The organism is Gordonia sp. NPDC003429 (assembly GCF_053588575.1).
On sequence record NZ_JBSFQF010000001.1, the window covers coordinates 128,480 to 150,603 of the forward strand.

The following is a 22,124-nucleotide window of genomic DNA, read 5'->3' on the forward strand; positions in this document are numbered from 1 at the left end:
TCCCACGCTGACCACAGCGCGTCCCGGGTGCGTCGATCACGGCGGACCCGGGACGCCGTTGTGATCGGCCCTGGTGATCGATGGAAGAGGAACATGTCATGACTCTCCTCGGCTCGTATCGGCGGTTCGCCCCCGCCGTACATGGCGAGGGCCGACGATTCGCACTCGCCGGCACACTGCTCGTCGTGGCCGCAGCATGCGAGGTGCTGGCGGTCTTCGTTCTCGCAGACGTCATCGACGGTGCTCTCAGCGCCCGCGGCCTCACCGACTTCGCGCGCATGGCGTCGCTCTGGTTGCTCGTCACCGCGGTGTCCACCGCGGCGGACTACGGTGGTCAACTCGTGTCGGTCGGAATCTCCGAACGCGTGGTGCTCCGGCTTCGCGACCAGCTGTTCGCGCATGTGCAGACACTGCATCCGGTTCAGCTCCGGCGCCTGGGGATCGGCAACCTCGTCAGCCGCCACACCGGCGACCTCGAAGCGGTGGAGTATCTGATCGGCACGGGCGCAATGCAGTTCGTGGTCGCACTTGCACATGTCGCGGGGTTGATGACCGCAGCGCTGTTGATGAACTGGCAAGCGTCACTCATCGCCATCGGCGCCGTTCCCGCACTGTGGGTGCTCTCGTCGATCTTTGCCCGCCTGCAGGCCTCGGCGACGCATGACGAGCGCGGCGCGAACGGTCACATCGCCGACTCGGTGGAATCGACCCTGATGGGGCACGAGACCACGATCGCCTACAACCAGCAGGGGCGTGAGCATCGCACCCTGCACGACCACGGTGTGGCATGGATGCGTGCCCGCCTCGGACAGACGAGGGTGGAAGCAGGCTTCGGCGCCATCCTCGGCATGGGTCAACTCGTCGTGACCCTGGCCATCGCACTCGCCGGCCTGTGGCAGGTGCGCGAGGGCAACCTCACCGTAGGCCAGTTACTCGCCCTCACCGGATACCTGGGGATGCTCTACCCCAAAATGCAGGAGATCGCCGACGTGCGGCTCGCGGTGTCCTCCGCCCTGGTCAGCGCTGAGCGCGTCGCCGAAGTCCTCGATGTGCGTGCGGTTGAATCGGATCATCCGAACGCCGTCGATCGTATCGCCTCCGGACCCGTCGGCATTGCGCTCCGACACGTGTCCCTGTCTCGTGGACACCGCAGAGTTCTCGACGACGTCTCGCTCGATCTCGAACCGGGAACAATCACCGCACTCGTAGGAGCGAGTGGAGAGGGCAAATCGACCCTGGCCTCGCTGCTGACCCGGCTCGAACACCCTGATTCCGGCGAGATCTGGCTCGGCGCAGTTGAATACCGCATGCTCACCGGGACGGCGATTCGCAATCGGGTCACCCTGCTGCCGCAGCAACCCGTCGTCCGCGCGGCGACCATCGCCGACAACATCGCCTACGGCAGACCCGGCGCAAGCCGCGCGGAGGTCGTGAAGGCCGCGCGCGCCGCCGATGTGGACACTTTCGTCCGCTCGCTTCCGCGTGGCTATGACACCGTGATCGACGACGGGGGCCTCACACTGTCGGGTGGCCAGAGACAACGCATCGCCATGGCGCGCGCCGTGTTGCGAGACGCCCCGGTACTGATCCTCGACGAGCCGACGTCGGGACTCGACGCAGCGGCCGTCGATCGAATCCTGCGACCGCTGCGGTGTGTCGCGGGCGGCCACACCACCCTGCTGATCACGCACGATGCGCGAGTGGCCGCAATGGCGGACCGCATCGTCGAGCTGCGCGGTGGACGCCTCCACGAGTTGGCTGTGCGACGGGTCCCGGTGGTCGGCGAACAGAGCGCCGGTGCCCGTTCCCGGCGCGGTCGGCACCGGGTCGAGATGCAGCCCGCGCCGGGGTGACCGGAGGGGTGCGACGGGAGTTGGTGGCAGTGGCCGCGGGCGTCCGTCGACGGGCGAAGTACCCTGACCAAAGTGCCCCGACTGCTTGCCGACACCGCGCCGCTGCGCAACATCTACTTCCGGCGGCTGTGGATCGCCAACATCGTCACGGTCATCGGCGCGCAACTCACCATCGTGGCTGTCCCCGCCCAGATCTACGCCCTCACCGGCAGTTCGGCCTACGTCGGGCTGACCGGCATCTTCGGCCTCGTTCCCCTGGTGATCTTCGGTCTGTGGGGCGGTGCCCTCGCCGACACTCTCGACCGCCGAATCCTGTTGATCGTCACCACGATCGGGCTCATCGTGTGCAGCGGTCTGTTCTGGGCACAGTCGGCATCCGGTGTCGGGAATGTCTGGATCATCCTGGTGCTCTTCGCGATTCAGCAGGCGTTCTTCGCGGTCAACCAACCCACCCGGACCGCGGTGTTGCCCCGACTGCTGCCCGATCGGGAGCTGCCGGCGGCGCTCTCGCTGAACATGACGGTGATGCAGGCGGGAGCCATCGCCGGGCCACTCATCGGCGGTGCGCTGATCCCGGTGCTCGGGTACTCGCTGCTCTACCTCCTCGACACCATCTTCCTGTTGCCGACGCTCATCGCCGTCGTCCTACTTCCGTCGTTACGGCCGGAGAGCGACGCCGCACCCAAGGTGGCCGGGTTGCGCTCGGTGCTCGACGGTCTGCGGTATCTGGCCGGGCACAAGATCCTGCTGGCGTCGTTCCTGGTGGATCTCATCGCGATGATCTTCGGTATGCCGCGCGCACTGTTCCCGCAGATGGCGCACGAGAACTTCGGCGGCCCGATCGACGGTGGCATCGCGTTCGCGCTGCTGTTCGCCGCCATCTCGGCCGGTGCGGTGATCGGCGGCGTGTTCTCCGGTTGGGTGAGCAGGGTCAAGCGCCAGGGGCTCGCGGTGATCATCTGCATCATCATCTGGGGGTTGGCGATCACCGGGACGGGAATCGCGGTCGGTTTGGCGCACGGCAGCGCACTGCCGATGCTGCCGGTCGCGTTGGTGCTGTTGATGATCGGCGGTGCCGCCGACATGGCCTCGGCCGCCTTCCGGCAGTCGATACTGCTGGCGGCGGCCAACGACGAGGTGCGCGGTCGGCTGCAGGGCGTGTTCATCGTGGTGGTGGCGGGCGGTCCGCGTATCGCCGACGTGGTGCACGGGGCAGTGGCAGCGTCGGTGGGTGTGGCGGTCACCACCGCGGGCGGCGGCATCCTGGTGATCATCGGCACTGTCCTTGCCGCGCTGGCGATTCCGGCGTTCGTACGCTACCGGGTAGGGCAACGCGCCGATCAGGTGCCGGGCGAGTGACCGCGGTCTGCGGGCCGCTGATCAGCGAGGTTGCCGTCGGGATGCCACTATGGAGGCCATGACTGCCACCGTCGAGGAATCCCGTAGCTCCTTTCGGGTACCGCTGATCGACATCACGCCGTACACGGCCGGGGGAACGGCCGCCGAACGCGCCGTGGTGGCCGCCCAGATCGACGACGCCGCCAGTTCGGTGGGCTTCATTCAGATCGTCGGGCATCAGATCCCATCGGCGGTGCTCGACGAGTTCACCTCGGTGATGGACGACTTCTTCTCACTGCCCCTCGAGGACAAGAAGGCATACCGGACGCCACCGGAGATCAATCGGGGTTATGCACCACCGAAGTCGGAATCTCTCTCGCTGAGCCTCGGTGTCGAGTCGGCCGGCCGGATGAACGACTTCTTCGAGGCATTCAACGTCGGTGTGGAGGCCAAGGAGTACCCTGACCTCGAACTGCCGGGCACCGATTACGCCGACAACACCTGGCCCGCGGTGGACCACTTCCAGGCGGCGGTGTCGACCTACTTCGCCGAGGCACGGCGGGTGGCGCACATCCTGACCCGCATCTTTGCCGACGCCCTCGATCTGCCGCCCGACTTCTTCGACGGTTACACCGACCATTCGCTCGACGTGCTGCGGATGAACAACTACGCGCTGCCCCCCGGCGAGGTGGAACTCGACGGCGAGCTCACCGGAATGGGGGAGCACACCGACTACGGCATCGTGACAGTGCTGTGGGCCGATCAGGTCAAGGGACTGCAGGTGCTCGACCACGACGGCGAATGGCACGACGTCAGCCCGACCGATGGCGCACTGCTGATCAACCTCGGCGACCTGATGGCGCGATGGACGAACGAACGCTGGATGTCGACGCTGCACCGGGTGAAGCCGCCGGTGGTCGACGGCACGATCGAACGCCGCCGCTCGGCTGCCTATTTTCACGACGGCAACATCGACGCCACCATCTCCACGCTGCCGTCATGCGTGGGCGCAGGCAGCCGCTATTCACCCATCACGGTGGGCGAACACATCGGTGCCAAACTCGCCGGTTCCCGTGCGGGACAGGCGAATCCGTATGCAAAGCGCGAAGCCGCCCGAGTGCAGCGCGCGATGCAGCGGGGGTTGGGTCAGCAGTAGGCTCTGCCCCCGGGGTCGAGCGTGCCCGGATCCGTGTCGAGCGTGCCCGGATCCGTGTCGAGCGTGCCCACATCCCGGTCGAGTTTCGCCTGCTGGTCGAGCTTGTCGAGACCACCACGCCGTGCCGTCTCTCGCCCCGCCGCCCGCGGGAACAGTTGCTGGTGTGACGCCTGTTCACCACAGTCGACGCCCGTTCACCCCTGGGAATCACCAGTCGGGACCTGCAGAAATACTTCTTGACTCGAACACATGTACGAGTACTATGGGTGACATGACCGATTCGGGGGACCACACCACTACGGCAGCCATTACGGCAGCTGCCGACGCGCTGCGCGCATTGACCATCGACGAACACGCCACCGGCCGCGACGTCTACCACGCCATGGAGACGCTTATCGAGATCCGTAACCTCGTCGACCACCAACTCGCCGTGCACGTCGCCGCGGCCGACCGGATTGGCCTGGCGAAGAAGCAGGGCCGCAGTACCCGGGAGTTGCTGATCGTCATGGGATTGGCGCCGGCGGTCGCCCAACGGTTGCTGCGTATCGCCGGCGCCTTGGAGTCGGTCGGTCGCGTGGCCGGGCACGCCGCAGACGGCGCGATTTCCGGTGAGAACGTGGACGCGATCGTGCGCGGGACCGCCCATGTGGATCGACGCCACCCCGAACCGCTCGACGAGCAGGCACGCGCCTCCGTGATCACCGATCTGCTTGCCCAGCACTTTTCGGGCGCGACTCCTGCCGATATCGGCGCCAGGGCGCGCACCCTGGGCAACCAGGCCGCGGCCACACACCCCGACGGACTACCGGCTGCCGAGGACCGCCACATCAACACGCTGGTTCTCCACGACGACGAGGGTCGGGTGCAGATCCGTGCTGATCTCGACGCGGTGGTCGGTGAGAAACTGTGGACCACCATCGACCACCTCGCCGAACCACGCCCGCACCCCGACGGCTCCCGCGACTCCCGCACGCCCGAACGGCGTCGCGCTGACGCGTTGGAAACGATTCTCGACCTTGCCGCCACCGGTGCCGGCGGGATCGACAGTAAGACGAGGGTGGGTGAGGTGATCGTGCCCGCGGCTCCCCGCACCCAGATCGCCGTGACCATTCCCGCTGACACGCCCAGCCTGTCGAGCCTGCAGTTCCTGGGCTCGGTCACCGAAGCGACCGCGAAGAGACTCGCGTGCGACGCTTCGGTGACGGTGGCGATCGTTGACGGCGAACACGTGCCTCTCGCGGTCGGGCGGGAGAAGCGGCTGTTCAATCGGGCGCAACGCCGCGCCTTGGCGCACCGTGACAAAGGCTGCGTCAAATGCGGCGCACCGGCGTCGTGGACGCAGGCGCATCACATCGTTCACTGGGTCGATGGTGGGGACACCGACCTCGACAACGGCTGCCTACTGTGCCCGTCGTGTCACGACGATGTCCACCACGGCGGCTGGGACATCCTCATGGGCTCCGACCGCCACCCCTGGCTCCGTCCACCGGCAAGCGTCGACCCGCGCCAGGAACTGATCGCCTCCTACCACCGACGCCGCATGCACATCGCGGACCTGCCCGCGGCCGCCTGAACCGCCAACCGACCACTTCCGAGAAGTACTGATCCTCAACGACTTTCGCGTAGCACATTCGTGCACCCGGCTTCTGTCGGGCCGCACACGAACATTGAGAACTCCACAGAGACACCTGCGGCCCTCGCCGCCATTCCGTGCTCGACGGCCACCCACCGTGGTGCGCAGCACGGAGATGGCGGATGGGACCCAGGCCGCTCAGATCATGCGGAACCGAACCCGGGTTCCTGCGACCAGTTGACCGGCACGATCGACGGCGACGGCAGTGAGGACCGCTGACACCGGATAGCCGCCGGTCACGGGGTGGTCGGCGAGAAAGACGATCGGCTCGCCGGCAGGAGGAATCTGCACGGAACCATGCGCGACGCCTTCCGAGCGAAGCTGTCCCACGTCGGCTCGGTGACTCAAGATCGGCAGATCCGATCCCTGGGCGCGACGCAGCCGCACGCCGATCCGGTTGCTCGCGGGCGTCACCTCCCATTCCCCGCGGAACAGGTCGTCGGGTGCCGTGAGGTGGTCGCGCCGAGGTCCCGGCCGGGCATCCAAGGTCACGACGTCCGGCCGTCGATTGTCCGGGGGCGCCAAGGTGACCGTCGGCCACTCCCTCGCACTCTCTGCGATCGCGAGAACGTCGCCGTCGGCCAGTGGCTCGGGACCGAGCCCGGAGAGGGTGTCGGTGGCGCAGGATCCCAGAACCGCATCGACGTCGAACCCTCCGCGTACGGCGACATAGTTCCGGCAGCCCCAATCCGGTGTGCCGACAACAACGTCCATGCCCGCGGCGACGGTGACCGCGGCGTTGCGACCAACCGGGGTGCCGTCTACAACGACGGATGCATGCGCGCCGGTCACCGCGATGACGGTCGCGGAATCGGCGCGCAGACGCAGTCCGCCCATCGTCGCTTCGATGGTTGGGACCGCTTCGTCGTTGCCGACGAGTCGGTTGGCCAGCATCAGTGATCCGCGGTCGGCGGCGCCGGATCTGGGTACCCCGAGATGAGCGAATCCGGGGCGCCCGAGATCCTGGATGGTGGCGAGAGGTCCGGTGGCCAGCACGATCAATGCGGTCACCGGCCGCCCTCACTCGCGCCGGGCTCAGCGCCCGCATTCGCAGTGCCCGCATCCGCAGCGCCCGTATCCGCAGTGCCCGCATCCGCGTCCACGAAGCGCACCAGGCTCCCGGGCGCAAGCAGCGCCGGCGGTGATGCATCTGGATTCCACAGTCGGATGCTGGTGTGTCCCAGCAGGTTCCACCCGCCCGGGCTCTCCCTGGGGTAGACTGCACTATAGCCTGCTGCAATCGCCACAGCGCCCGTCGGTACCCGGGTCCGGGCGGTTTCGCGGCGTGGTACCCGCAGCAGCGGATTGTCCGGATCATCCAGCGGGACAAGATATCCGAATCCGGGAGCGAAGCCCATGAACTGGACCTCCCAGACGGTGTCACGGTGCGCGGAGATCACGTTGTCGACGCCGAGGCCGAGTGCGGACGCCACATCGGCAAGATCGTCGCCGGTGTAGCGCACCGGAATCGTCATCTCTCCCGGTCGATCCGGTTCGTCGGCTGCATCGGTCGCACGCAGCACACGGTGGATGCCGAGAAGGTCCACCCCCGCGTCGTCGGCACCCTGAACCAGGACGGTCTCGGCGGCGGGCACCACAGCTTCGATACCGGCCAGCGCGCCCGTGTCGACGGCATCCCGCAGCGCAGCCACCGCCCTGCGCGCCGCGTGGGAGGGATCGGGGTCGTCGGCAAAATCGAGGAGTACCGCATCGGCACCGGCTGGTAACTCTCGCATGCCATCCGAATCTACCGCCGGCCCCACGGCAGTGATGGCAGACTGAAACCATGACCCGAGCGGCCATGAGCCTGGAGATCGTCGCATGAGGGAATTGATCGTCTGCGGCGAGGCGCTCGTCGACGTGGTCGCCACCGGCGCGCCAAGCCGACGCCCGGGCGCATTGCCACCACTGCAGCCCGCGCTCGGAGGCGGCCCGTTCAACGTCGCGGTAACCCTCGGACGGCTCGGCAGCGCCGTCTCCTTCTACTCCGCGGTGTCCACTGACTCCTACGGTGACGAGATCGTGGCCGCACTGCAGCGCAGCGGCGTCGGAACCAGTCTTGTGCAGCGTCGCCGCGAACCCACGTCGCTGGCGCTGGCCACCATCGGAGCAGACGGCGCCGCGCAGTACTCGTTCTACGTCGAAGGCACCGCAGACAGGTTCGTTCAAGAAGTCGACGACCTCGCCCCGACGGTGTCGGCGGCATGCTTCGGCACCCTGTCGATGGTGTTGGAGCCGGGGGCGACCACCTACGAGCGCCTCATGCGCCGCTGCCACGCCGCCGGCAGACTGATCGCCCTGGACCCCAACATCCGCCCGGCGGTCATCGACGATCCCGACGCCTACCGCCGTCGGTTTCTCGAGTGGGTGCCGATGGTGGACGTTCTCAAGCTCTCCGACGACGACGTCGAGTGGCTCGCCGCGGGTGCCGCGGGTTCCACGGTCTCCGACTGGCTTGGCGCCGGCGCGGGAGCGGTGGTCGTCACCGGCGGTCGCGACGGCATTACCGTGACCACTCGTGATGTCGAGGTCACGGCCACCGCGCCGGAAATCGCTGTCGTAGACACGATCGGCGCCGGTGACAGCGTGATGGGCGCACTCCTGCACTATTTCGACCGCGCCGGCGACCTGTCAGCGGTGGCCGTTCGATCCCGAGACGGCGACTACTGGCTCCGCGCAGCCGAATTCGCGGCGCGAGTGGCCGCGGTCACCGTGTCGCGCGCAGGTGCCGACCCGCCGTGGGCAGGGGAGTTGGCCCAACGCGACACACCGGCACGCTGAGCGAGGCGCGGCCCGAAAGTCAGTGACCGCCTTCGATGGTCATCTCCGGGGGCCGTCGGGTGAACCCGCGGGTGAGCACGATCAGGTACACGATGCCGATCGCGAGCCACGAGACACCGAGGATCAGTGCTTTCGAGTCGAGTTGGGTCAGCAGGTAGACGTCGATCGCCGCGCCGATCAGCGGGAGAACCACGTAGCGCCAAGGGTTCGGCTTCTCGTCGCGATGGCGCATGAAATAGCCGATCACCGCCAGGTTGACCAGCGTGAACGCGGTGAATGCGCCGAAGTTGATGAACGACGTCGAGGTCGCGACGCTCAGGAAGATCGCGGCGAGACCGATCACACCGGCGAGACAGATGTTGAAGACGGGTGTGTGGAAGCGTTCGGAGACCCAGCCGAAGAAACGTCTCGGCAGTACGCCGTCGCGTCCCATCGCAAACAGCAACCGCGCCACGGCCGCCTGCGCCGCCAGACCGGAGGTGAACTGGCCGATGATCAACGCGGCCAAGAAGATCGCACCGAAAAACGCACCGCCGATGTCCTTGGCGATGTCCTCGGCGAGGCTGTCGGCGTTGGCGAACGAGCCGCCGGGTGACACGAGGGTCACGAAATAGGACACCACGATGAAAATGGCACCGCCGATCAACGCCACCAGCACGATCCCGCGCGGAATGTTCTTCTCCGCGTCGTGGGTCTCCTCGGTCAACGTCGACACCGCGTCGAAACCGAGGAACGAGTAGGCGGCCACCGCGGCCCCCGCGGTAATCGCCCCGAATCCCGAACCGCCGGTGAACGGCGTGGTGGACGCCAGCGACTGCGAACCACTGACGAGATGGGCGATCGACAACGCGACGAACAACGCGAGGATCAGCAGTTGGAACGACATCAGCACCAAATTGGTCCGGTCGGCGACCTTGAGACCCAGGATGTTGAGCCCCGACGTGATGACGATGAATGCCACGATCCACACCCAGAACGGAACCCCGGGAAACTGGCCCTGCAGATAGGCTCCGCCGATCAGCCAGATCACCAGCGGCAGGAACAGATAGTCGAGCAGAATGGCCCAGCCCACCAGGAAGCCGAGCCGGGTGTCGAGCCCCTTGCGGACATAGGTGTAGGCCGACCCCGACACCGGGTAGTGCTTGGCCATCAGCCCGTAGGACAGCGCGGTGAACAACATCGCCACAGTGGCCACCAGATACGAGCCGGCGCTGCCGCCGTCGGACTTCTCGGCGATGACGCCGAAGATGCCCAGCACGATGATCGGAGCCATGTAGGCAAGCCCGAAAATCACCACAGATCGAAGATGGAGGCTCTTCTGCAGGCCGGGATGTGATTGGGTGGTCATCACGTCTCCTCGCCGCACGGCGGGCGCCGCACTTCGGCTCAACGTATCCCGCTCGCCGGCACCGCGCATGAGGATTGTTTGCGCTGGTCAGATGTGTCCGGAAAGTCGGATTGATCGGTCATTGCCCCCTCCTCGGGCGAGCGGGCGCAGATGCGGCTAGGTTTAGGAGAAAGCGCATGTGTGCGTGCAACAGCTGTCTCGCACCTGAGTAAAGGGGTATTCGAGTGTCCGCTGAAACAGTGCCCGCCGACCAGTCCTCCGACACGGCCTCGGCAACCTTCACCTACCCGGGTGGGCAGCTCGAACTTCCGATCCTGCAGGCCACCGAGGGCAGCGATTCGGTAGCGCTGGGCAAGTTCCTCTCCGAGACGGGCCTGACGACCTTCGACGGTGGCTTCGTCAACACCGCGGCGTGCAAGTCGGCCATCACCTACATCGACGGCGACGAGGGCATCCTGCGATACCGGGGCATCCCGATCGACCAGCTCGCCGAGAAGTCGACGTTCATCGAGGTCAGCTATCTGCTCATCTACGGTGAACTGCCGAGCCCGAGTGAACTCGAGGAGTTCACCACCAAGATCCAGCGGCACACCCTGCTTCACGAGGACCTCAAGCGCTTCTTCGACGGATTCCCCCGCAACGCGCACCCGATGCCCGTCCTGTCCAGCGCGGCCAACGCACTCAGCGCCTACTACCAGGACTCGCTCGACCCCAAGGATCCCGAGCAGGTCGAGCTGTCGACGATTCGCCTGCTGGCCAAGCTTCCGACCATCGCCGCCTACGCCTACAAGAAGTCGGCGGGGCAGCCGTTCCTCTACCCCGACAATTCGCTGTCGCTGGTCGAGAACTTCCTGCGGATGACTTTCGGGTTCCCCGCCGAGCCCTACGTGGTGAATCCCGAGGTCGCCAAGGCGCTCGACATGCTGTTCATCCTGCACGCCGACCACGAGCAGAACTGCTCCACCTCCACCGTCCGGCTCGTCGGCTCGTCGCAGGCCAACCTGTTCACGTCGATCTCGGGCGGCATCAACGCCCTGTGGGGCCCGCTGCACGGCGGCGCCAACCAGGCAGTGCTCGAGATGCTCGAGGACATCAAGGCATCCGGCGGCGACACCAAGGCGTTCATGACCAAGGTCAAGAACAAGGAAGCCGGTGTGAAGCTGATGGGCTTCGGCCACCGCGTGTACAAGAACTACGACCCGCGCGCGGCGATCGTGAAGAAGACCGCCGACACGATCCTGGAATCCCTTGGGGTTCAGGATGATCTGCTCGACATCGCGAAGGGCTTGGAAGAGGTCGCGCTGTCCGACGACTACTTCATCTCTCGCAAGCTCTACCCGAACGTCGACTTCTACACCGGCGTGATCTACCGCGCGATGGGCTTCCCGACGCGGATGTTCACGGTGCTGTTCGCGCTCGGTCGTCTCCCCGGGTGGATCGCGCACTGGCGCGAGATGAACTCCGATCCGGCGGGCAAGATCGGCCGTCCGCGTCAGCTCTACACCGGCTACACCGAACGTGACTATGTGACCATGGGTGACCGCTGACGCGGCCACCGGTGACCATGGGCGACCGCTGACGCGGCCACCGGTGACCATGGGTGACCACTGACCCACTAGCCCGGCAATCGGCGTCCACCCGATCCGACGACTCAAAGGAGAGTCTCCGTGACCAGCACAGAGAAACCTGAAATCGACTTCCCCGAAGGCCCGGCTCCCGTCGAGCTCGAGATCACCGACGTCATCGTCGGCGAGGGTGACGAGGCACAACCCGGCGGCATCGTCGACGTGCACTACGTGGGTGTCGACTTCGAATCCGGCGAAAAGTTCGACTCGTCGTGGGACCGCGGGCAGTCCGCGCATTTCCCGCTCGATCGGCTCATCCCCGGCTGGCAGCAGGGCATTCCGGGAATGAAGGTCGGCGGCCGCCGGCAGCTCACCGTGCCGCCTGCGCTTGCCTACGGGCCCGAAGGCGCCGGACACCGGTTGTCGGGCCGCACCCTGGTATTCGTGATCGACCTGCTGGGCGTGGGATAGATCGCCCCGGCCTCGGAGAGCACCGCGTCGGCGATCTGCTGGCTGCGCCGTGACCTGAGGGTCGCCGACCTGCCCGCACTGCGGGCGGCCGCCGGCGACGGATCCCGTTCGGTACTCACCTGTTTCGTGCTGGATCCGCGGCTCGAATCGTCGTCGGGCGACCGGAGACTGGCATTCCTCTACGATTCGCTGCGCGAACTCGACGGCAAGCTCGACGGTCGGCTCCTGGTGGTGCGCGGCAGGCCCGACGAGGAGATCCCGCGACTGGTCACCGCGACCGGCGCCGCGTCGGTCCACGTCAGTGAGGACTTCTCGCCGTTCGGTCGGCGTCGGGACAAAGCAGTCGTCGACGCACTCGACGGCATGGACGCCGACGTTGCGTGGGAACCGTTGGGGTCACCGTATCTGGTGTCCCCAGGGCGGGTCACGAAGTCCGACGGCAGCCCGTACAAAGTGTTCACTCCGTTCTTCCGGCAATGGCAAGACCACGGCTGGCGCACCCCTGCGGACTCCGGTGTGCCGTCGAATGTGTTCGATCCCAGCGAAATCCGAAAGTCTGGTCGTATCCGCATACCCAAATCACCTACGCGGCTGGACCTCCCGGCGGGAGAAGACGCCGCCCTGGCCCGCTGGGCGGAGTTCCTCGATGGCGGGCTGTCGGAGTACGAAACCGACCGCGACCGGCCCGATCTCGACGCCTCGAGCCGGATGTCGGCATACTTGAAGTTCGGCAACATTCATCCGCGCACGATGGCGGCCGACCTCGGCCGGTCGGCCGGAGCGAAAGCATACCTACGCGAGCTGGCCTTCCGCGACTTCTACGCCGAGGTGCTGTACCGATGGCCGAAGAGCCTGTGGCGCAACTGGAACGATCAGTTCGACGACATCGAGCTCGACACCGGCAAGCGCGCCGATCAACGGTTCGCGGCGTGGCGCGAAGGCCGCACCGGATTCCCCCTCGTCGACGCGGGTATGCGCCAGCTCGCCGAGACCGGTTTCATGCACAACCGGGTGCGCATGATCGTCGCATCGTTCCTCGTCAAGGACCTGCATCTGCCGTGGTGGTGGGGTGCCGAATGGTTTCTCGACCAGCTCACCGACGGCGACATGGCGTCCAATCAGCACGGCTGGCAGTGGGCTGCGGGCACGGGAACCGATGCAGCGCCCTACTTTCGGGTGTTCAACCCGGAAACCCAGGCCAAGAAGTTCGACCCCGATGGGGACTATGTGCGTCGTTGGATTCCCGAACTGGGGACCGACGACTATCCGGAGCCGATCGTCGACCACAAGGCCGAACGCGAAGAGGCGCTGCGCCGGTACGGCGCCATCTAGGTTCTCGGGTTCGTGAGAACCCCTTGTCGCCCTGTGCTTCTCCTACTGTGTTCCCGTCCTACTGCGGCACACGCAGCGCCTGCAACCACCGCACGCGCGTCCCGGTGTGCAGGATCGAACGCTGATAGATCCGGGCCGCGATCCAGGTGGCGACGACGCACGCACCCACCATCAGCGCGAGTGCCACGACGACTTGGAGAGCGTCGGTGTCGCCGGTGGCGATCCGGATCGGGACGAGCACCGCGGAGAACGGTGGAATCCAGGTGAGTACCTTGATGATCGTCGAGTCGAGCGCCTGAACCCCGAAGATGCCCGCATACATCACGCCCATCGACAGCACGGTGAGCGGCAGGATCGTCGAACCCAACTCCTCCTGGCGTGACACCAGCGCACCGGCCGCCGCGTACAGCGTCGCGAAGAACAGGAAACCGAGCACGAACCACAGCAGCGTCGCCGCGAACATGCCGACGGCGGTACCCGCGATGGTGAGCATGCCGGTGGCGACGCCTGCGGCCAACGCCGTGACACCCAGCACCACCATCTGTCCGAGCGCGACCACCCCGATGCCGAGGATCTTGCCCCACATCAGATGCAACGGTTTGACCGACGACAACAGCAGCTCAACGATGCGTGACGTCTTCTCCTCCACCACTCCCACCGCGATCATGTTGCCGCCCAGCATGATCGCGGTGATCAACAGCATTGATCCCACCAATGCCACAACAATCCGCTGCCCGGCGTCGGGTGTGGCGGGTTCGGTGTTCACCAGTGTGACCTGTGGCCGGGGGAGAGTCGCCGCGTCGACGCCACGGGTAGCGAGACCGCTGATGAGCGTGGATTGCTCGATCGCGGTGCGCAACACCGACGTCAGCGACTCCGACATCCCGTCCTTGCTCACCAGGGTGTAGGAGGTGCCGGTACCCACGACGACGGCCCCGTCGAGGTCGCCCGCATCGACCTGGGTGCGTGCCTGTTGCCGATCGGGAACGGTGACCACGTCGATGGGTGTGCCGCCGGCGGAACCGATCTGTTCGATGGTGGTGGCAAGTGCAGTGTCGCCGCCCACCACGCCGATGCGCTGCGCGTCGGTGCCGCCGCCGCTGAACGCCTTCCAGATGACGAGTCCCACAACGATCACCAGCATCAGGGCGACGGTGCTGATGACGAATGATCGCGTCTTCACCCTGGTGGTGATCTCTCGTCGGGCGATCAATCCGATGGCCGAGGCCGTGCTCATGCCGGTGTCGGTGCCCACCCGGTTGTCGGTGCTGATCCGGTTGTCGGTGCTGATCTCATTGTCGTTGCCAGGCCTGGTCATGTCGAAACCACCTCTCGGAACATGTCGGTCAGCGACGGACTCGATGTGGTGAAGCGATGGACCGGACCCACCCGCAGTGCCGCCGCGAGGACCTGCTGGTCGTCGGCCGATCCGGGATCGATGTGCAGCAGGGTGGTGGGGCCGTACGTCGCATCGAGAACGCCGGGAAGGTCGTCGGCCCAACGGATGTCGGCGCGCGGACCGGTGACCTCGAGGGTCACCCCACCTCGCGAGCGCAGTTCGTGGACGCTCCCGAGCGCGCGCATCCGGCCGCGTGCCACGATGCCCACACGGTCGCACAGGCGTTGGACTAGGTCGAGCTGGTGCGAGGAGAAGATGACCGGGATACCCTCGGCCGCTTTCTCTTTGAGCACATCACTCATCACGTCGACGGCCACCGGATCGAGACCGGAGAAGGGTTCGTCGAGAACCAGGACGTCGGGGTCGTGAACCAGCGCCGCGGCGAGCTGCACGCGCTGCTGATTGCCCAGGGACAAGTCGGCGACATTGTCGTGTACCCGGCTCTGCACGCCGAGGCGCTCCGTCCAGTGACGCACACTGTCGGCGGCCGCGGCTGCCGGCATCCCGTGCAGCCGCGCGAGGAACAGCAACTGCTCGCCGACCTTCATCTTCGGGTAGAGCCCCCGTTCCTCGGGCATGTAGCCGATCCGTCGGCGCATCGCGAAATCGATCGGCTGCCCACCCAGACGCACCTCGCCGGCATCGGCGGCAAGCACCCCGAGGATCACCCGCATGGTGGTCGATTTCCCCGCGCCGTTGGAACCGACGAAGCCGAAGATCTCGCCGGGCGCGACAGTGAAAGTCATGTCCTGCAGGGCGATCACGTCGCCGTAGCGTTTGTGCAGGCCGTCGACGGTCAGCGCGCCGGTCATGAGAGTCCGCCCTGGGACTCGATGGTGCGGTGGACGTCGCCCGCGGGTGGCGCGAAATCGTCGGGATCGGGGTCGGACATCCACCAGGCGGTGAGCATGGTGGGCAGCAGCCCGGCGGCCAACATCAGCGCGATCATCAGCACGCCGGTGCCATACACGAGCTGACCGCGCACCTCGTCCTGGGTCCCGAGTGCGATGAGGACCAGATACGGAATGAACATCAGCGCGAACAGCACGATGAAGCCTATTGATCGCGCCGAATTGCGTTGCGCCAGCTGGATCTCGTCGAGTGCGGGCACCGGCGTGTCGGCGACCGAACCGGTCACGATGCGCAGCATGTACTGGCAGCAGATGGCGCCGACGAGCCCGAGCACGAGTGGGGGCAGTACCCACTCCATCGACACATAGGCGGCGCCAACACCGACGAACACCACCACGAGTGAGATCAGTTGAAGGATGACCAGACGGCGGTAACCCCGCCGATTGCGCCATCGGGGCAGGCGGTGGGCGGTGCGCTCGGCGAACCGCTGATGTCGGCGGGCCCGCCACTCGTCGTAGCGTCGCCACGCGGCGGGGGTGGCCTCGGCGGGGATCGCCGAGTTCGGGTCGTTCATTGTGCGCCTCCTTGTCGGGTGGAGCGACCGAGTGCGGGTTGCGATGTGGCGGCTATCGGTTGTCGCCTGCTCCGGTGGTGGTCGAGGGTCGTGGGTAGAGTTCCGCCGACATCGCGCCGAACGGCGTGCGGCTGAACACCGCCTCAACCGGGAGGTTGAAGACGTCGCTGATGCGAAACGCCAGGTCGAGGCTGGGGTAGTTGTCGCCACGCTCGAGAGCGCCCACCGACTGCACGTTGACGCCCACGAGTGCGGCCAGGTCGGCCCGCGACATGCGACGCTCCGCACGCAGCACGCCGATCCGGTTGAAGATGGGGAGCTTCTCCCCGCGTCGAACAGGACTCACCTAATCAAGTGTTAGGAAAACACAACAATCTATCAAGCATGGACGACGATTGGTTGTCGCTTGTGGGCACGCTCGACGCGCTTGTGGGCACGCTCGACGCGCTTGTGGGCACGCTCGACGCGCTTGTGGGCACGCTCGACGCGGATGTGGGCACGCTCGCGGCTACGTGTCGAGTAGCTCCATAACGTTGCGTGCGGCCTCGCGTCCGGCGCGATTCGCGCCGATCGTCGACGCCGACGGGCCGTAGCCGAGGAGCTGGATGCGTGGGTCGGCGGCGACAACGGTGGCCAGTCGCCCGGTCATGACGATTCCGCCGCCGGGACCGCGCAGGTGCAGCGGCGCGAGGTGGTCGAGTGCGCTGCGGAAGCCCGTGTTCCAGAAGATCACGTCGACGTCGAGATGCTCGCCGGCACGCACCGGTGCGGTGGCACCGTCACGATCGCCGCCGTCGCAGTCCCAGCACACCCCCGTTTCGGTGATCCGGGTGAACATCGGCCGCCACGCGAGGATGCCGTCGCGCCGTGCCGCGGCGATCGACGGGGTCAGTGCCAGACCGGTCACCGACACCACCGAGGTCGGCGGCAGGCCCGCACGTACCCGCGCCTCCACCCGGGCGACCGCCGCCCGTCCCCGCTCCGGGCTGAACGGCTCCGGGTCGAACCTCGGTTCGGTGCGCGAACACCAGAACGTCTGCACACCGGGTGCGCGACGGGCGATCTCGATGAGCAGCTGAATGGCCGAGATGCCCGCGCCCACCACCAGAACCCGCAGTCCGGCGAACTCGTCGGGTCCGACGTAGTCGTGGGTGTGCAACTGGCGCCCGTGGAACTCGGCAGCGCCGGGAACGTGCGGGATGAACGGCCGGTCCCAGGTACCGGTCGCGTTGATGATCGTGCGGGCGGTGATCTCGCCCGCGCCGGGAACCCCGGCACCATCGATGTGCACCTCGAACAGGTCGTCGACGGCGCGTACCGACCGCACATGCACCGGCCGGCGCACCCGCAGCCCGAACTTCTTCTCGTACTTCGCGAAATACTCGGGCACCGCAGTCGAAGCAGGGTACTCGTCGCATTCGGCCCCGAGTGCCTCGCCCAGCCCGTACCCGGGTAGGTCGTGGACGTGGTTGGCGCCCGCGAGAGTCAATGTGGGCCAACGAAACTGCCATGCGCCGCCCGGTCCGGGGGCGTGGTCGAGTACCAGGTAGCGGTCGCCGAGACCGAAACGCTGCAGAAAGTACGCCGCCGACAAACCGGCCTGCCCGCCGCCGATGACGAGCACGTCCTGGTAACGGGGCGATGCATCCGGAGAAACGGTCACCAACCCAGTGTGCCGGGTAGTGTTCGCCCCATGATTGACTCCCATGCCGACGGCGCGGTGACGACCATCGCACTCGATCGTCCCGACAAACGCAACGCCCTCAACGACGACGTGGTCACTCAACTCGCCGCTGCCTTCAACGGTGCGGTTGATTCCGGTGCGCGAGTCATCGTTCTGACCGGGCATGGCTCCGTGTTCAGTGCAGGCGCCGACCTCTCCGGCCCGGTCTACGATCCCGCATTCCTGGAGAAGTTGGTGGCCGTGCTCAAGCAGATCGAGACCACCCCGGTCCCGGTGATCGCCGCGCTCAACGGCTCGGCGCTCGGCGCCGGACTGCAACTGGCGATGGCCGCCGATCTGCGGGTGATGGCCCCCGACGCCATCGCAGGAATTCCGGCTGCCAAAATCGGTGTGGCCGTGGATGAGTGGACCATCCGCCGGCTGGTGTCGCTGGTCGGCGCGGGACAGGCGCGGGGCATGCTGATCGGCTGCGATCCCCTGTCGGCCGATCGCGCGCACGCACTCGGGTTCGCCAACAGGATCGGCGATCTCGCCGACGCGCAGCACTGGGCGTCGGCAATCGCCGAATTCGCCCCACTGACGCTGCAGCACTACAAACTCGTACTGAATGGTGACGGTGCGCGTGACGATGCGCCCGCCGACCGGCAGCAGGCGATGCTGCGCGCCTGGGAGAGCGATGATCTCGCCGAGGGGCGCGCCGCCCGATCCGAGAAACGAAAGCCCCAGTTCACCGGCCGCTGATTCTCGCGGACAGACATTTCCGGCCATACGTCGGGAGTGTCCGGTTTGCCTCCCCGAAACATTTCGAGCGGTTGACCGAAACATCCTTCTCCTAGCGTTGGCGAGTCTGTAATCCCGACCACAGAGGAGAGGCTGATGAGTAGGGAACACCACGAGCTCAGGGACGTCGGTGAGATCGAGAACGCCGAACACAGCATCATCGCCACCGGGGCGCAGGCGGCGGCCATGCGCGAGACCCTCGAGGACTACACGCTTCGATTCGCGCCGCGCAGCTACCGCAAGTGGGGTCCCGGGGTTGTCGCGATCTCGGCGCTCGGCGGTATCGCCTACCTCGCCGACTTCGCGATCGGTGCCAACATCGGTATCGCCAACGGCACCGGAAATGCCCTGTGGGGCATACTCTTCTTCGCGGTCGTCATCGTCCTGACCGGCTATCCGCTGGCCTACTACGCGGCGCGATACAACATCGACCTCGACCTCATCACCCGCGGCAGCGGATTCGGGTACTACGGGTCGGTGCTGACCAACGTGATCTTCGCGTCGTTCACGTTCATCTTCTTCGCGCTCGAGGGGTCGATCATGGCGCAGGGCCTCAATCTCGGCCTGCACATTCCCCTGTGGCTGGGCTACCTTCTCTCGTCGGTCCTGGTGATCCCGCTGGTGATCTACGGAATGAACACACTGGCCAAACTCCAAGTGTGGACCACTCCGTTGTGGCTGATCATGATGGTGCTTCCCTTCATCTACCTCGTGATCAAGCATCCGTCGGCGGTGGGTGACTTCTTCGCATTCAGCGGTGTGGATGCGGACGGGGCGCCGCTCGGCAAGGGAGTGAGTTTCGCGGGCACGATGCTCGCCGCCGGAGTCTGCCTGTCGCTGATTGCCCAGATCGCCGAGCAGATCGACTACCTGCGGTTCATGCCGCCGCGCACCCCCGAGAACAGCCGCAAGTGGTGGATGGCCACGCTGACTGCCGGACCGGGCTGGGTGTTCTTCGGCGCGATCAAGCAGATCGTCGGCCTGTTCCTGGCGGTGTACCTGATCGGCATCAGCGTCGACAACGCCGGAATCGCGAATCAGCCGGTGCACCAGTTCGTCGAGATCTACGAAGACTTCCTACCGCATTGGCTGGCACTGACCCTCGCGGTGATTCTCGTGGTGATCAGTCAGATCAAGATCAACGTCACCAACGCCTACTCGGGTTCGCTGGCGTGGACCAACGCGTTCACCCGCGTCACCAAGACCTACCCGGGGCGGCTGGTGTTCCTGTTCTTCAACGTGCTGATCGCCATCATCCTGATGGAGGCCGACATGTTCAGCTTCCTCAACAATCTGCTGAACTTCTACGCCAACTGCGGTATCGCCTGGATCGCGGTGGTCGCATCCGACATCGCGATCAACAAGTACCTCCTCGGGATCTCGCCCAAGCAGCCGGAGTTCCGTCGCGGCATGATCTACAGCGTGAACCCGGTGGGGTTCTGCTCGCTGCTGATCTCCGCGGGCGGCTCGATTCTCGTGTACTTCCACGTCTTCGGAGACACCATCCAGCCGTACTCGCCGCTGGTGGCGCTGATCCTCGCGGTGGTGCTGCCGCCGATCTTCGCCGTGGCCACCAAAGGCAAGTACTACCTTCGGCGCACCGACGACGGCATCGACATCCCGATGTACGACGAGCACGGCAATCCCACCGACGCGCGACTGACCTGCTGTGTCACCGGCATCGACTTCGAGCGCCCGGACATGATCGCCTCGGCGATCCCGGGGCCGAATGGGGAGAAGCAGTACATCAGCTCGCTGGCGCTTTCGTGTGACAAGAGCGGAAAGCATGTGCTCCCCGCGCAGAAGGTCGAATCGAGCACCGCCGATATCGCGGCCACGGCCTCGGAGTAGACCCGTGTGTTGAGCGTGCCCAGATTCGGGTTGAGCGTGCCCAGATTCGGGTTGAGCGTGCCCAGATTCGGGTTGAGCGTGCCCCGCGGGGTGGTTTCGACAAGCTCAACCAGCGGGGGCCCGCTCAACCAGCGGGGGGCGCGCTCAACCAGTGGGGCTGGGGTGGTTTCGACAGGCTCAACCAGCGGGGGCACGCTCAACCACCGGGGGGCGCGCTCGGCCGGCGGGGCTGGGTGGGTGGTTTCGACAGGCTCAACCAGCGTTGGTGGGCTCAACCAGCGGGGGGCGCGCTCGGCCAGTGGGGCTGGGCGGGTGGTTTCGACAGGCTCAACCAGCGGGGGCACGCTCAACCAGCGGGGGGCGCGCTCGACCAGCGTTGGTGGCGAGCTCAGTGGTGGATGGGTCCCGACCGCCGGTGCAGCGGAAGTCCCGACGCCGCATGGCGTTCGGCGATGAGCTGCGCGGCGATGGAGACCGCGGCCTCGGCCGGCGTGTGACCACCCAGATCGAGTCCGAGTGGGGAGCGCAACCGCTCGAGGTCCGCGGCATCCACACCGGCCTCGCGCAACCGGGCTAACCGGTCGTCGACGGTGCGTCGTGACCCGAGCGCACCGACGAATCCGATGCGGTCTCCGGCGCCCAGAGCCACCTCGATGGCGGGGACATCGAACTTGGTGTCATGCGTCATGACGCACACGGCGGTGTTGTGATCGGTTGCACGGGAATCGATCTCGGTCTTCAGGTAACGGTGGGGCCAGTCCACCACCACGTCGTGGGCGGCGGGGAAGCGTGCCGGGGTGGCGAACACCGCTCGGGCGTCGACCACCGTGACGCGGTAGCCCAGGTCTGCGCCGACCTTGCTGAGCGCCCGGACGAAGTCGTTGGCCCCCACCAGGATCAGTCGGGGTGGTGGTGCGAAGGTCTGGACGAAGGTGCGCGGGCGCGAACCCGCCGACGATCCACCGGCCGGGTCGTCGCAGTCGTCGACACCCACGATTCCACTGCGCCCCGACGCCAACAGGTCGGCGACGTCACCGTCGAGGCGGTGCCACGGTCGAGAGTCGCCGGGCGTGGTCAGGTGCCACTCCGGGCGCGACCCCAGCGTGGTCGCCCACGCGATCGGCCGCGCGGCGGCGATCGCGGCCGACAATTCGCGGAGTTCGGGCATGCGGTCGCGGGTGACGCACTCGACGAAGACCTCGATCTGCCCGCCACAGGTGAGACCGATCTCCATGCCGAGAGGATCGGCGACCCCGAAATGTTCGATCACCGCGTCGCCGTCGGCCAGGACACCCGCGCACGTGTCGACCAGCGCGGATTCGACGCAGCCACCCGAGACCGATCCGATCACCTCGCCGTCGCCGGTCACCACCATCGCCGAGCCGACGTCGCGCGGTGCGGGCCCGCTGGTGCCGACCACACGAGCCAGCGCAACGGGGCCACGGTCGAGGCGGTCGATCACGATCGGCAACACGTCATGCACACTCCCGATCTTAGGAAGCGTCGC

The 22,124-nt window shown here is 66.5% G+C and carries 19 protein-coding genes; 10 read left to right on the forward strand and 9 right to left on the reverse strand.

Annotation, left to right across the window (positions count from 1 at the left end):
• Window positions 1–98 precede the first annotated feature (98 nt).
• The 4 genes from ACWDSI_RS00640 to ACWDSI_RS00655 all read left to right on the forward strand — a co-directional run bounded on the left by ACWDSI_RS00640 (window position 99) and on the right by ACWDSI_RS00655 (window position 5,920).
• Entirely contained in the window at window positions 99–1,853 is a 1,755-nt protein-coding gene (locus ACWDSI_RS00640) for an ABC transporter ATP-binding protein (RefSeq protein WP_449755335.1), read from the forward strand.
• A 72-nt stretch (window positions 1,854–1,925) separates the two neighbouring features.
• Complete coding sequence (locus tag ACWDSI_RS00645) at window positions 1,926–3,212, forward strand: MFS transporter (protein ID WP_449755336.1); 1,287 nt, start codon at window positions 1,926–1,928, stop codon at window positions 3,210–3,212.
• Window positions 3,213–3,261: 49 nt separating this feature from the next.
• Window positions 3,262–4,347 carry an isopenicillin N synthase family dioxygenase gene (locus ACWDSI_RS00650; protein WP_449755337.1) on the forward strand — a complete coding sequence of 362 codons (1,086 nt, stop codon included), beginning with the start codon at window positions 3,262–3,264 and terminating at the stop codon, window positions 4,345–4,347.
• 262 nt (window positions 4,348–4,609) lie between these two features.
• Window positions 4,610–5,920 (forward strand): DUF222 domain-containing protein, encoded by a 1,311-nt coding sequence (locus tag ACWDSI_RS00655; RefSeq protein WP_449755338.1) that lies wholly within the window; start codon window positions 4,610–4,612, stop codon window positions 5,918–5,920.
• A gap of 198 nt (window positions 5,921–6,118) precedes the next feature.
• Here the strand turns inward: ACWDSI_RS00655 and ACWDSI_RS00660 are convergent, their stop codons facing one another.
• Complete coding sequence (locus ACWDSI_RS00660; protein WP_449755339.1) at window positions 6,119–6,991, reverse strand: 5-oxoprolinase subunit C family protein; 873 nt, start codon at window positions 6,989–6,991, stop codon at window positions 6,119–6,121.
• On the reverse strand, window positions 6,988–7,716 hold the full coding sequence (locus ACWDSI_RS00665) for a 5-oxoprolinase subunit B family protein (protein ID WP_449755340.1): 729 nt from the start codon (window positions 7,714–7,716) through the stop codon (window positions 6,988–6,990). The genes ACWDSI_RS00660 and ACWDSI_RS00665 overlap by 4 nt, the downstream gene beginning before the upstream one ends.
• Window positions 7,717–7,801: 85 nt before the next feature.
• On the opposite strand from ACWDSI_RS00665, the gene ACWDSI_RS00670 reads away from it, so the two are divergent.
• Complete coding sequence (locus ACWDSI_RS00670; RefSeq protein ID WP_449745689.1) at window positions 7,802–8,761, forward strand: carbohydrate kinase family protein; 960 nt, start codon at window positions 7,802–7,804, stop codon at window positions 8,759–8,761.
• Window positions 8,762–8,780: 19 nt separating this feature from the next.
• Here the strand turns inward: ACWDSI_RS00670 and ACWDSI_RS00675 are convergent, their stop codons facing one another.
• On the reverse strand, window positions 8,781–10,109 hold the full coding sequence (locus ACWDSI_RS00675) for an APC family permease (protein ID WP_449745688.1): 1,329 nt from the start codon (window positions 10,107–10,109) through the stop codon (window positions 8,781–8,783).
• Window positions 10,110–10,333: 224 nt separating this feature from the next.
• On the opposite strand from ACWDSI_RS00675, the gene ACWDSI_RS00680 reads away from it, so the two are divergent.
• From ACWDSI_RS00680 to ACWDSI_RS00690, 3 genes are all read left to right on the forward strand, one after another.
• Window positions 10,334–11,656, forward strand: a complete 1,323-nt coding sequence (locus ACWDSI_RS00680) for a citrate synthase (protein WP_449745687.1) — start codon at window positions 10,334–10,336, stop codon at window positions 11,654–11,656.
• A 120-nt stretch (window positions 11,657–11,776) separates the two neighbouring features.
• Complete coding sequence (locus ACWDSI_RS00685) at window positions 11,777–12,145, forward strand: FKBP-type peptidyl-prolyl cis-trans isomerase (RefSeq protein ID WP_449755341.1); 369 nt, start codon at window positions 11,777–11,779, stop codon at window positions 12,143–12,145.
• Between the two features lie 42 nt (window positions 12,146–12,187).
• A complete protein-coding gene (locus tag ACWDSI_RS00690) occupies window positions 12,188–13,477 on the forward strand; it encodes a cryptochrome/photolyase family protein (protein ID WP_449755688.1) in 1,290 nt (429 codons plus the stop codon).
• Window positions 13,478–13,535: 58 nt separating this feature from the next.
• Here the strand turns inward: ACWDSI_RS00690 and ACWDSI_RS00695 are convergent, their stop codons facing one another.
• The 5 genes from ACWDSI_RS00695 to ACWDSI_RS00715 all read right to left on the reverse strand — a co-directional run bounded on the left by ACWDSI_RS00695 (window position 13,536) and on the right by ACWDSI_RS00715 (window position 18,010).
• Window positions 13,536–14,714 carry an ABC transporter permease gene (locus ACWDSI_RS00695; protein WP_449755689.1) on the reverse strand — a complete coding sequence of 393 codons (1,179 nt, stop codon included), beginning with the start codon at window positions 14,712–14,714 and terminating at the stop codon, window positions 13,536–13,538.
• A 77-nt stretch (window positions 14,715–14,791) separates the two neighbouring features.
• Complete coding sequence (locus ACWDSI_RS00700; protein ID WP_449755342.1) at window positions 14,792–15,688, reverse strand: ABC transporter ATP-binding protein; 897 nt, start codon at window positions 15,686–15,688, stop codon at window positions 14,792–14,794.
• Window positions 15,685–16,302 carry a hypothetical protein gene (locus ACWDSI_RS00705; RefSeq protein ID WP_449745684.1) on the reverse strand — a complete coding sequence of 206 codons (618 nt, stop codon included), beginning with the start codon at window positions 16,300–16,302 and terminating at the stop codon, window positions 15,685–15,687. Before ACWDSI_RS00705 ends, ACWDSI_RS00700 begins: the two co-directional genes overlap by 4 nt.
• A gap of 52 nt (window positions 16,303–16,354) precedes the next feature.
• A complete protein-coding gene (locus tag ACWDSI_RS00710) occupies window positions 16,355–16,648 on the reverse strand; it encodes a helix-turn-helix transcriptional regulator (protein ID WP_449745683.1) in 294 nt (97 codons plus the stop codon).
• A gap of 162 nt (window positions 16,649–16,810) precedes the next feature.
• On the reverse strand, window positions 16,811–18,010 hold the full coding sequence (locus ACWDSI_RS00715) for an NAD(P)-binding domain-containing protein (protein WP_449755343.1): 1,200 nt from the start codon (window positions 18,008–18,010) through the stop codon (window positions 16,811–16,813).
• Between ACWDSI_RS00715 and ACWDSI_RS00720 the strand changes: the two genes are divergently transcribed.
• Window positions 17,996–18,727 (forward strand): enoyl-CoA hydratase, encoded by a 732-nt coding sequence (locus ACWDSI_RS00720; protein ID WP_449745681.1) that lies wholly within the window; start codon window positions 17,996–17,998, stop codon window positions 18,725–18,727. The two genes, ACWDSI_RS00715 and ACWDSI_RS00720, sit on opposite strands and share 15 nt — an antisense overlap.
• Before the next feature lie 135 nt (window positions 18,728–18,862).
• Window positions 18,863–20,617 (forward strand): purine-cytosine permease family protein, encoded by a 1,755-nt coding sequence (locus ACWDSI_RS00725; RefSeq protein ID WP_449745680.1) that lies wholly within the window; start codon window positions 18,863–18,865, stop codon window positions 20,615–20,617.
• 388 nt (window positions 20,618–21,005) lie between these two features.
• On the opposite strand, the gene ACWDSI_RS00730 is transcribed toward ACWDSI_RS00725, so the two are convergent.
• Window positions 21,006–22,100, reverse strand: a complete 1,095-nt coding sequence (locus ACWDSI_RS00730) for an XdhC family protein (protein ID WP_449755344.1) — start codon at window positions 22,098–22,100, stop codon at window positions 21,006–21,008.
• Window positions 22,101–22,124 lie beyond the last annotated feature (24 nt).